We start from the raw sequence: 11815 nt of genomic DNA, 5'->3' as shown, positions 1-11815 counted from the left end.
CTGCGGAGGCGTTCGATGAACATCTCCGGCCCGTTCATCCGCCGCCCGATCGGCACCGCTCTGCTGGCCATCGGCCTGTTCGTGGTGGGCGTGATCTGCTACCTGCAGCTGGGCGTGTCGGCACTGCCGAACATCCAGATCCCGGTGATCTTCGTGCACGCCAACCAGGCCGGCGCGGACGCCACGACGATGGCCTCCACGGTGACCGCGCCGCTGGAGCGCCACCTCGGCCAGCTGCCCGGCATCGACCGCATGCGCTCGTCCAGCTCCGAAGGCAGCTCGCTGGTCTTCATGATCTTCCAGAGCGACCGCGATATCGACTCGGCCGCGCTGGACGTGCAGACCGCGATCAACTCCGCCCAGTCCGACCTGCCCGCCGGGCTGGGCACGCCGATGTTCCAGAAGGCGAACCCGAACGACGACCCGGTCATCGCGATCGCCCTGACCTCCGAAACGCAGTCGGCCGACGACCTCTACAACGTGGCCGATTCGCTGCTGGCCCAGCGCCTGCGCCAGATCACCGGGGTCTCCTCGGTGGATATCGCCGGCGCCTCCACGCCGGCGGTGCGGGTGGACGTCAACCTGCGCCTGATGAATGCCCTCGGCCTGACCGCCGATGACCTGCGCAATGCGGTACGCGCAGCCAACGTGACCTCGCCGACCGGCTTCCTCACCGATGGCAACACCACCACCGCGATCATCGCCAACGATTCGGTCGCGCGCGCCGCCGATTTCGCCCAGCTGGTGATCAAGACCGCCGACGATGGCCGCGTGATCCGCCTGCAGGACATCGCCAACGTCTACGACGGGCAGCAGGACGCTTACCAGGCCGCGTGGTTCAACCACAAACCGGCGGTGGTGATGTACGTGTTCACCCGCGCCGGCGCCAACATCGTGGAAACCGTGGACCGGGTGAAGGCGCAGATCCCGACCCTGCGCGACTACCTCGAACCGGGTACCACGCTCACCCCGTATTTCGACCGCACCCCGACCATCCGCTCGTCGCTGCATGAAGTGCAGATCACCCTGCTGATCGCGCTGGCCATGGTGGTGCTGACCATGGCGCTGTTCCTGCGCCGGCTGGCCCCGACCCTGATCGCGGCGGTGACCGTGCCGCTGTCACTGGCCGGCGCGGCGCTGGTGATGTACGTGCTGGGCTTCACCCTGAACAACCTGAGCCTGCTGGCGCTGGTGATCGCGATCGGCTTCGTGGTCGACGATGCGATCGTGGTGATCGAGAACATCATGCGCCACCTCGACGAGGGCATGCCGCGCATGCAGGCCGCCCTCACCGGCGCGCGCGAGATCGGCTTCACCATCGTCTCGATCACCGCCTCACTGGTGGCGGTGTTCATTCCGCTGCTGTTCGCCGAAGGCATGATGGGCGCGTTCTTCCGCGAGTTCACCGTCACCCTGGTGGCGGCCATCGTGGTCTCGATGATCATCTCGCTGACGCTGACCCCGGCGCTGTGCAGCCGCTTCCTGAGCGCGCATGCCGACGCCGGTGCGCCGAGCCGTTTCGGCCGCCTGCTCGATGCCGGCCACGACCGCATGCTGCGGATCTACGTGAAGCTGCTGGATTTCTCGCTGCGCCACGCGCTGCTGCTGTCGCTGACGCCGCTGCTGCTGATCGGCGCGACGGTGTTCCTGTTCGGTGCGGTCAAGAAGGGCGCGTTCCCGCCGCAGGACACCGGGCTGATCTGGGGCCGCGCGAATTCCAGCGCCACGGTCTCGTTCGAAGACATGGTCAACCGCCAGCGCCGCATCACCGACATGCTGATGGCCGACCCGGCGGTGAAGACCGTGGGTGTGCGCCTGGGCAGTGGCCGCCAGGGCTCGAGCGCGCAGTTCAATGTTGAGCTGAAGTCGCGCAAGGACGGCCGCCGCGAGACCACCGCGCAGGCCCTGGCCCGCCTGAGCGCCAAGGCCGATCGTTACCCCGACCTGCAGCTGCGCCTGCGCGCCATCCAGGATCTGCCCAGCAATGACGGCGGTGGTGCCAGCCAGGGCGCGCAGTACCGTGTCTCGCTGCAGGGCAACGACCTGGCCCAGCTGCAGGAGTGGCTGCCCAAGCTGCAGGCCGCGCTGAAGAAGAACCCGAAGCTGGCCGATGTCGGCACCGACGTGGACGCCGCCGGCCTGCGCCAGAACATCGTGATCGACCGGGCCAAGGCCGCCCGCCTGGGCGTGTCGGTCGGTGCCATCGACGGCGCGCTGTACGGCGCCTTCGGCCAGCGCCAGATCTCCACGATCTACTCGGACATCAACCAGTACAGCGTGGTGGTCAACGCCCTGCCGGAGCAGACCGCGACACCGGGCGCGCTGGACCAGATCTACGTGCGCGCCGGCAATGGCGAGATGGTGCCGATCACCGCGGTGGCCGAGCAGGTACCGGGTCTGGCACCGTCGCAGATCACCCACGAGAACCAGTACACCACGATGGACCTGAGCTACAACCTCGCCCCCGGCACCAGCATGGGCGAGGCCAAGGCGATCATCGACAGCACCGTCAACGGCATGCGCATGCCCGGCGACATCCGCCTGGCCGACGACGCCGGGTTCGGCTTCGATTCGGACCCGATGGCGATGCTGATCCTGGTGATGGCGGCGATCATCACCGTCTACCTGGTGCTGGGCATGCTGTACGAGAGCCTGATCCACCCGGTCACCATCCTCTCCACGCTGCCGGCGGCAGGCGTCGGCGCGCTGCTGGCGCTGTACGGCACCAACACCGAGCTGTCGGTGATCTCGATGATCGCGCTGGTGCTGCTGATCGGCATCGTCAAGAAGAACGCGATCATGATGATCGACTTCGCGGTGGTCGCGCAGCGCGAGCATGGCAAGACGCCGCTGGAGGCCGCCCGCGAAGCCAGCATCGTGCGCTTCCGCCCGATCATGATGACCAGCATGGTGGCGATCCTGGCCGCGGTACCGCTGGCCATCGGCCTGGGCGAAGGCTCCGAACTGCGCCGCCCGCTCGGCATCGCGATGATCGGCGGCCTGCTGTTCTCGCAGAGCCTGACCCTGCTCAGCACGCCCGCGCTGTACGTGATCTTCTCGTGCCTGCGCGAGCGCTGGGTGGCCCGCCGGGCGCGGCGCCGAGAGAAGCGCGCGTTGAAGCGGGCCGCCGCCGCGCGGTAGGCATTGCATCGGTAGGTACCGACCGTTGGTCGGTACGCCCCTGTCGGTACCCCCGGCCGGTGCGCACCGGTTTGACGCCACGTAACAAAACGACAACAATTCTCATCCAGCCACGGTCCTGCATCGCCCTCTGCGATGCCCCCGCTGCCGGTTCCCGGCCAGCCTGCGCGATCCAGCCATCGACCCTCCCCCGCCCTCTGTAGATCGCGGACGGCATTGTGCTGTCCGCCAAGGAACCCATCGATGCTGTCGTCCTCCCTGCCCCGCCTGGCCACGTTGGCCGTCGCACTGTCGCTGGCCTGCGCCGCCCATGCCCAGTCCGTACCGGACGGCACCGCGCGGGCGCGCTCGGCCACCGACCTGGATGCGATCAAGGTCACCGCCGAACGTACCCACACCGATACCGGCGCCCTGGGCGACCGCGCCGTGCGCGATACCCCGTTTGCGATCTCGGTGGTCGGCCGCGAGGACATCGAAAAGCGCCAGGTGGTCTCGCTGGGCGAAGCCTTCCTGACCGATCCTTCGGTGGTCACCCAGGTCAGCGCCTACGCCAGCGGCTGGAGTTCGCCGATCCGCAACCGCGGCATCGATCTCAGCTACGACAGCTACCGCGTCAACGGCCTGCAGGTGTCCTCGTGGGGCACCGAGTGGCCGCTGGAAGTGATGGAACAGGTGGAACTGCTCAAAGGTCCCGGCGGCTTCATGTACGGCTTCGGCCAGCCCGGCGGCATCGTCAACTACGTCACCAAGAAGCCGACCGAGGTCACCACGCTGTCGGCACAGCTCGGCTGGCGCGAGGCAGGCATCGTCAGCGGCCAGATCGATGTGGGCGGACGCTTCGGCAACGAGGACATGTTCGGCTACCGCTTCAACGCGTACCAGGAGAAAGGTGAAACGTTCAACGGCGGGGAGGTGAACCGCAAGGTCGGCGCCCTGTCGCTGGATGCACGCCTGACCGACCGGCTGACCTGGACCTTCGATGGCGTGTTCCAGTCGCGCGATCTCAGCAACGAGTCGCCGCAGTATTACTTCATCGGCCTGACCGAGCTGCCGCGCCCGCTCGCGGGCGACATCGACAACAGCATCGATGGCAGCTACTACGACACCCGTTCCAGCCTGCTCTCCACGGCGTTGAACTGGCAGATCAACAGTGACTGGAAGGCCAGCCTGAGCTATGGCGTGACCACCTCATGGAACGACGTCAACAAGATCTTCGCCTATATCGATGACGTCAACGGCGATTACAACGTCAACACCTACGAGCTCGGCGGCAAGAGCGAGTGGAAGCTGGCCCAGGCGATCGTGCAGGGCCGCTTCCAGACCGGCCCGCTGTCGCACCAGGTGGTCGCCGGCGTCTCCCACCAGATCGGGCTGGGCTGGGACCGTCCCTACGAGTGGAACACCATCGGCCGCGGCAACCTCTACCAGCGCCCGACACTGCGTCATGATGCGGTCGGCTCGCGCGTGCTCAGCCGCGGCAGCGAAACGGTGCAGCAGGCTGCGTTTGTCAGCGATACCGTCAGCTTCGCCGATGGCTGGTCGCTGCTGGCCGGCGCGCGCTACAACGACTTCGAGAACAAGGGTGCGTACCACACCTATCCGGTCACCCCGACCTACGCCCTGATGTACAAGCCGGCCGATGCAGTGACGCTGTATGCCAGCTACGTGGAATCGCTGGAAGCCGGCAGCCGCGTGGGCAGCGATTACATCAATGCCGGTGACGTGCTCGACCCGACCATCAGCAAGCAGTACGAGATCGGCGCCAAGATCGAGTACCCGCGCTGGAGCGCCAATGCCGCCGCCTTCCGGCTGGAGCGTGGCGCGAACATCGACCTGCTCACGCCCGCCGGCAAGCTGCTGGTGCAGGACGGCATCACGCTGTACGAAGGCGTGGAAGTCAGCGGCGACGTGCGCCTGACCGATGCCTTCACGCTCGGTGGCGGCGTGACCTGGCTGGACCCCACCTACGACAAGCTCTCCCCCGACAGCGTCGCCCAGGAAGGCAACCGCACCGCCGGCGCCGCCCGCTGGCAGGGCGTCCTGCACGCCGACTACAGCGTCCCGCAGGTTGAGGGCCTGAGCGTGTATGCACTGGCCCGTTACTACGGTGACGTCTATTACGACGCCGACAACACGCTCAAGCTGCCCGACTACACGCTGGTCAACGCCGGTGTCGGCTACCGGATGCAGGCCGCCGGCCATCCCGTCACCTGGCGCGCCGGCGTGGAGAACCTGGCCAACAAGAAGTACTGGTTCAACGCAGGCGTCGGCCTGCCGCGCACCTTCGCGGTAAGCGTGCGCTGGGACATGTAACCGGAAGCACACAGGTAGTGCCGGCCGCTGGCCGGCTCCTCCACACAGCGCGTAGTGCCGGCCGCTGGCCGGCTCCTCGGCATTGTCGGGAGCCGGCCAGCGGCCGGCACTACCGTCGGCGGTAGAGGTGTCCCCTTCACTCCGCACCGGCAATAATGGCGGCCTCTCTTCCGCCGAGTCGCCATGCCCTCGTTCGAAACCCGCGTCAGCCGCCTCTGGGCACATGAAAAGGCCAGCTATGGCCTGCGGGTATTCATCGCGTTGTCGGCGGCCATGGGGCTGTGCTGGTACCTGGACCAGCTGCCCGCCCTGCCCGGCGTGTTCCTGGGCATCATCGCCAGCGCGATCGCCGAGACCGACGACAACTGGTGGGGCCGGATCAAATCGGTGGCGCTGTCGCTGCTGTGCTTCGTGGCGGCCGCCGCGGCGGTGGTGGTGCTGTTCCCGCATCCGTGGTGGTTCATCACCGCCTTGGCCGCGGCCACCTTCGGGCTGACCCTGCTCGGCGCGCTCGGCGAGCGCTATGCCTCGATCGCGCAGGCCACGGTAACCCTGGCCATCTACACGATGATCGGGCTGGAACAGCACGGTGCCGCCGATCTGTCCCAGGCGGTCAACGCCGTGAGCCACCTGCTGGCCGGTGCGGTCTGGTATGCGTTGCTCTCGATCCTGTGGACCGCCCTGTTCGCCAACCGCCCGGTGCGCGAGCGGGTTGCCCGCCTGTATCTGGAGCTGGGCCGCTACCTCAAGCTCAAGGCCGATCTGTTCGAACCGGTCCGCGATGCGGACGTGCAGAAGCGCCAGCTCGCCCTGGCCGAGCAGAACCGGCGCGTGGTTGAAGCCCTCAACATCGCCAAGACCGCGATCCTGGCGCGCTTTGGCCGCTCCGGCCGGCCCGGCGTGCAGTCCGGCCTGTACCTGCGCCTGTACTACATGGCCCAGGACTTCCACGAGCGCGCCAGCTCCTCGCACTACCCCTATGGCGCCCTGACCGAAGCGTTCTTCCACAGCGACGTGCTGTACCGCTGCCAGCGCCTGCTCGCGCTGCAGGGCGAAGCCTGCGCCAATCTCGGCCAGGCGATCCGCCTGCGCCAGCCCTTCCAGTACGGCGAGCGCACCAAGCAGGCCACCGCCGACCTGACCGATTCGCTGGCCTGGCTGCGCGCCCAGCACAACCCCCAGTGGCAGCGCCTGCTGGCCTCGCTGGAACTGCTGGGCCACAACCTGCAGAGCATCGAACGCCGCCTGTCCGAAGCCGAGAAGTCCGAGTCCACGCTGGACAACGTGGACACCCGCCTGCGCGATACCAACCCGCACACCCTGCGCGAGATGGGCGTGCGTATCCGCCAGCAGCTCACCCCCGGCTCGGTGCTGTTCCGGCACGGCCTGCGCATGGCGCTGGCGCTGATCGTCGGCTTCGCGGCGATCCGCCTGTTCAACGCCCAGAACGGCTCCTGGGTGCTGCTGACCATCGTGTTCGTCTGCCGCCCGCACTTCGGTGCCACCCGCCAGCGGCTGGCGCAGCGGATCGCCGGCACCCTGATCGGCCTGGTGCTGACCTGGGCGCTGATGCAGTTGTTCCAGGACCTGCGCATCGAGCTGCTGATCGCACTGCTCTCGGCGCTGCTGTTCTTCTTCACCCGCAGCGATCGCTACCTGGTGGCCTCGGCGGCGATCACGGTGATGGCGCTGACCTGCTTCAACCTGATCGGCGATGGCTTCCTGCTGATCTGGCCGCGGCTGGTGGATACGCTGCTGGGCTGTGCGATCGCCGCGGCGGCAGCCTTCCTGATCCTGCCCGACTGGCAGGGCCGCCGCCTGAACCTGGTGATGGCGCGGGTGCTCGACAACTGCGCCAGGTACCTGCACGCCGTGCTCGGCCAGTACGGCAGTGGCATGCGGGACGATCTGGCCTACCGCATCGCACGGCGCGACATGCACAACGCCGATGCGGCGCTGTCCACGGCCCTGTCGAACATGCTGCGCGAGCCGGGCCACGTACGCCGCAACCTGGATGCGGGGTTCCGCTTCCTGGCGTTGTCCAACACGCTGCTCGGCCATCTCTCCGCGCTGGGTGCGCACCGCACCCAGCTGGACAGCTACGGCCAGGACCCACTCGCCCTGTCCGGCGGGGAACGCGTGGAGCAGGCGATGCAGCAGATCGCCAGCGCGCTGCAGCAGCGCGAGCCGGTGGCCGAGGACGCCAACGACGGCGACCGCGCCCTGGCCGAACAGCTCGAGCAGATCCCGGACGACATGCCGCCCCAGCTGCAGCTGATCCGGACCCAGATGGGCCTGATGCTGCGCCTGCTGCCCAAGCTGCGCGGTGCCGCCAACGAGGCCGCGCGCACGCTGCGGTAGGTATCGACCGGTGGTCGATACGGATGTTGAACGTCTCACGGCCTATAGAACGTTCTCACGACCAACGGTCGTGAGCTACCCAGGACGGGGCTGCCTGCACCGTACCGCGGCGCTGCCATGCTGCGCCAACAGGGAGAATGCTAGGCTGCGCCGGTTCGCAAGGAGTCTCCATGTCCGGCCATAGTCAGTTCGCCCTGCTCAGGCAACGCCGTTTCCTGCCGTTTTTCATCGTCCAGTCGCTGGGCGCGTTCAACGACAACGTCTACCGCCAGGCGATCATCGCGCTGCTGTTCTTCCTCGGCACGCCGATCGAAGAGCGCTCGCTGTACACCAACCTGGCACCGGCAATCTTCATCCTGCCGTACTTCCTGTTCTCGGCGCTGGCCGGGCAGATCGCGGAGAAGCTGGAGAAGTCGCGGCTGATCGTGATCACCACGACCATGGAGATCGCGATCATGTCGCTGGCCGCGGTCGGCTTCCTGACCGAGAGCATGCCGGTGCTGCTGGTCGCGCTGTTCTGCACCGGCATGCAGTCCACCCTGTTCGGGCCGGTGAAGTACTCGGTGTTGCCCTCCATCCTCAAGCCCGAGGAGCTGACCGGCGGCAACGGCCTGGTCGAAATGGGCACCTCGCTGTCGATCCTGACCGGCATGATCGCTGGCGGTCTGATCTTCACCCTGGCGGGCAGCCATGGCCCGATCGTCGCCGCGACCGCGGTGATCGTATTGGCCGTGGCCGGCAACCTCACCGCGCGGATGATCCCGAAGGTCGATGCCGGCGCACCGGACCTGAAGATCAACTGGAACCCGCTGCCCGAGTCGCTGGCGGTGCTGCGCATGGCCAAGAAGCAGAAGGCGGTGCGCAACGCGATCCTCGGCGTGTCCTGGTTCTGGTTCGTCGGCACCATGCTGACCTCGCAGCTGCCCACCTACGCCGAAATCAATCTAGGCGGTGGCTCCACGCTGTACATCTTCGCGCTGGCGCTGTTCTCGCTCGGCACCGGCACCGGGTCGCTGCTGTGCGAGAAGCTGTCCGGGCGCACCGTGGAAATCGGCCTGGTGCCGCTGGGCGCGTTCGGCATGACCGCCTTCATGCTCGACCTGTACTTCGCACGTGTCGGGGAAGCCGCCGCCGCCGGGCTGTCGATCTGGCAGTTCGTACAGGCGCCGGGCAGCGTGCGCATCATCATCGACCTGATCGGCATCGGTCTGTTCACCGGCTTCTTCGTGGTGCCGCTGTTCGCACTGATCCAGAGCCGCACGGCCAAGTCGGAGATGTCGCGCGTGTTCGCCGCGCTCAACATCCAGAACTCCGGTTTCATCGTGCTGGCCGCAGGCCTGGGCCTGCTCACCCAGCGCGTGCTGGACTGGACCATTCCGCAGCTGTTCCTGGCCCTGGCGATCGCCAACGCCGTGGTGTCGATCTACATCTTCACGATCGTCCCCGAATTCCTGATGCGCTTCCTCAGCTGGGTGATGGTGCGTGCGCTGTACCGCCTTCGCCCGCACGGGATCGAGGCCAACGTGCCGGACGAGGGCGCGGCGCTGATCGTGTGCAACCATGTGAGCTACATGGACGCGCTGATCCTCTCGGCCACGATCCCGCGCCCGGTGCGCTTCGTCATGTACTACAGGATCTTCAACATCCCGGTGATGCGCTGGATCTTCCGCACCGCCAAGGCGATCCCGATCGCCGGTGCACGCGAGGATCCGGCGCTGATGCAGGCCGCGTTCGACGAGGTGGACAAGGCATTGGCCGAAGGCGAGCTGGTCTGCATCTTCCCCGAGGGCGCATTGACGCGTGATGGGCAGATGGGCGCGTTCAAGTCGGGCGTGGAGAAGATTCTCGAGCGCCGCCCGGTGCCGGTGGTGCCGATGGCGCTGCGCGGCATGTGGTCGAGCATGTGGAGCCGGCGCGACACGCGCCTGGGCCGGATGCGCGTGCCACGTCGGTTCCGCGCGCATGTCGGGGTGGTTGCGTCGGCACCGATCGCCGGCGAGGTCGCCACGGCCCCGATGCTGGAGACACAGGTGCGCCAGCTGCGGGCTGACCAGGCGTGAGTCCCGCCCTGCCTGCATGTAACCGTATACATGGACGCGGGTACATCGGTTAGATTACCGCCCGGGGCACCTCGCCCGCGCTGGCCGGCGCGGGCGGACGCTCGATGCCGGACATTGCCGTCGTGTCACCTGTTGCCGATCGTGCCTCATCGCGTGTGTTGTTCGCCCCGGATCCATCCCGTACACACCCACCCAAGCAAATGGAGCTTCGCTGATGAATGCCACCGCCCCCCTGCCGCCCGCCCCGGGCAGCATTCCGAACCACCTGATCTGGTCGATCGTCGTCACCATCCTGGCGTTCTTCGTGTGCTGCCTGTCGTGCCTGAGCTTCCCGGGCATCGTCACCGGCGTGGTCGCGATCGTGTTCGCCAGCAAGGTCAACGGCCTGCTCAACCAAGGCGACCTGGAAGGCGCACGTCGTGCCTCCAAGAACGCCAAGATCTGGGCGTGGGTCACCACCGGTTTCCTGATCGCCGGCGTCGTGCTGTTCGTGATCTCGCTGGCCTTCATGGGCGTTGACGGTTACATGCAGCAGATGCAGCAGTTCCAGCAGCAGATCGAAAGCGCCAGCTGATGATCGCGCTGCACGGCAAGCGCTGGTTGCTGGCGGCCCTGCCGCCGGCCACCTTGGCCGCCGGCGCGGGGTTCTGGGTGCTGCGGCACTACGACCCCAACAGCGCCAGCAGTCCGTTCCCGCCGTGCAGCTTCCTGGCCGTTACCGGGTACTACTGCATCGGCTGCGGGCTGACGCGTGCACTGCACGCGCTGGCCCACGGCGATGTGGTCGCCGCGTTCTCGATGAATCCCCTGGCCATGCTGATGCTGGCCGTCGCCCCGCTGGTGATCGGCTGGGCGCTGGGCTGGCGCCCACGCGTGCTGCAGCCGCTGATCACGCTGCTGATGAAGCCCGCCTTCTGGCTGATCCTGCTGCCCGCGTACTGGATCGCACGCAACCTGCCGTGGGTGCCGTTTACCTGGTTGGCACCGGGCTGATCCCAACCGCTAGGTGACCCAGCCGGCGATCACCAGCAACGCCAGCACTGCCATCCACAACAGCAGCATGCGCCACACCAGGCTCATTGCATCGCGCAGTTCCGGCAGCCGACGCCATACCGGCACCATGCCCGCATCGCTGTAATCGTGCGCATCCTCGCGCAGCTCGGCACTGACGCTCGCCCGCGCGACCGCGCCAAGGAAGTGCGTGGAGGCGGCCCACTGGTTGCCATGCGCCTCGCGCCACGCCTTGAATGCGGTATCGAAGTTGCCGACCAGCGCCATCGACAGCGACATCAGCTGCGCCACCGGCCATTCGAGCCAGGACAGCACCACGCGTGCACCGGCGACCGCTTCCACGCTGGCCAGCGAGCGCATCGGGCCGACCGCCAGCAACGCCAGCAGGCGATACAGCAGCGCGCCGACCGGGCCCAGCAGCAGGAACCAGAACAGCACCGCGAACCAGCGCCGCAGCGCGTTGAGCACCGTTGCTTCGACGAGCGAGGGGACGTCTTCGTGCAGGCTGCCACCGGCGGACTGCAGCTGCGCGATCGCCAGATGACGCGCATGGGCGTCATCGGCATCGATCACCGCCTCGACATCGCGGTCCAGGTCGCGCGGGCCCCAGCACATCACCAGCACCAGCACGCCCAGCAGCAGTGACGGCAGGCCGTACATCCGATCATCGAAGAGCCACTGGATCAGGCCCAGCACCACGACGAACGGCAGCACCGCCAGCCAGGCACCCTTGCGTCCGCGCCAGGCGCCGTCTTCGGCGGCATGCCGGTCCAGCCACTGCAGCCAGCGCCGGTAGAGGCCGAACCGCCGCAGCGCAACGGCCGCGCCCGGCGCGACATGGCCCAGGGCCAAGGCAACCAGCACGGCGACCAGGGTGGTGAACATGTAAGCCTCCGGCTCGGGACGTGGAACGCGCCGCTACTATGCCT

At 67.4% G+C, this 11815-nt stretch carries 7 protein-coding genes; 6 read left to right on the top strand and 1 reads right to left on the bottom strand.

What is annotated here, in order from left to right:
• The first annotated feature begins 15 nt into the window (after positions 1-15).
• The 6 genes from POS15_RS19335 to POS15_RS19310 all read left to right on the top strand — a co-directional run bounded on the left by POS15_RS19335 (position 16) and on the right by POS15_RS19310 (position 10868).
• Positions 16-3141 (top strand): efflux RND transporter permease subunit, encoded by a 3126-nt coding sequence (locus POS15_RS19335; protein ID WP_019183492.1) that lies wholly within the window; start codon positions 16-18, stop codon positions 3139-3141.
• A gap of 243 nt (positions 3142-3384) precedes the next feature.
• Entirely contained in the window at positions 3385-5454 is a 2070-nt protein-coding gene (locus POS15_RS19330; RefSeq protein WP_284128693.1) for a TonB-dependent receptor, read from the top strand.
• A 183-nt stretch (positions 5455-5637) separates the two neighbouring features.
• Positions 5638-7815, top strand: a complete 2178-nt coding sequence (yccS, locus tag POS15_RS19325; RefSeq protein WP_284128692.1) for a YccS family putative transporter — start codon at positions 5638-5640, stop codon at positions 7813-7815.
• 170 nt (positions 7816-7985) lie between these two features.
• Entirely contained in the window at positions 7986-9875 is a 1890-nt protein-coding gene (locus POS15_RS19320) for an MFS transporter (RefSeq protein WP_284128691.1), read from the top strand.
• 214 nt (positions 9876-10089) lie between these two features.
• On the top strand, positions 10090-10449 hold the full coding sequence (locus POS15_RS19315) for a CD225/dispanin family protein (protein WP_019185331.1): 360 nt from the start codon (positions 10090-10092) through the stop codon (positions 10447-10449).
• Positions 10449-10868, top strand: a complete 420-nt coding sequence (locus POS15_RS19310; protein WP_284128690.1) for a DUF2752 domain-containing protein — start codon at positions 10449-10451, stop codon at positions 10866-10868. Before POS15_RS19315 ends, POS15_RS19310 begins: the two co-directional genes overlap by 1 nt.
• 9 nt (positions 10869-10877) lie before the next feature.
• On the opposite strand, the gene ampE is transcribed toward POS15_RS19310, so the two are convergent.
• Positions 10878-11771, bottom strand: coding sequence for a regulatory signaling modulator protein AmpE (ampE, locus tag POS15_RS19305; protein ID WP_046273058.1), 894 nt, complete (start codon positions 11769-11771; stop codon positions 10878-10880).
• Positions 11772-11815 lie beyond the last annotated feature (44 nt).

It is taken from the genome of Stenotrophomonas sp. BIO128-Bstrain, assembly GCF_030128875.1.
GTDB lineage: Bacteria > Pseudomonadota > Gammaproteobacteria > Xanthomonadales > Xanthomonadaceae > Stenotrophomonas > Stenotrophomonas bentonitica_A.
Note: the sequence above shows the minus strand (reverse complement) of the source record. Positions and strands in the feature narration are given on the sequence as shown.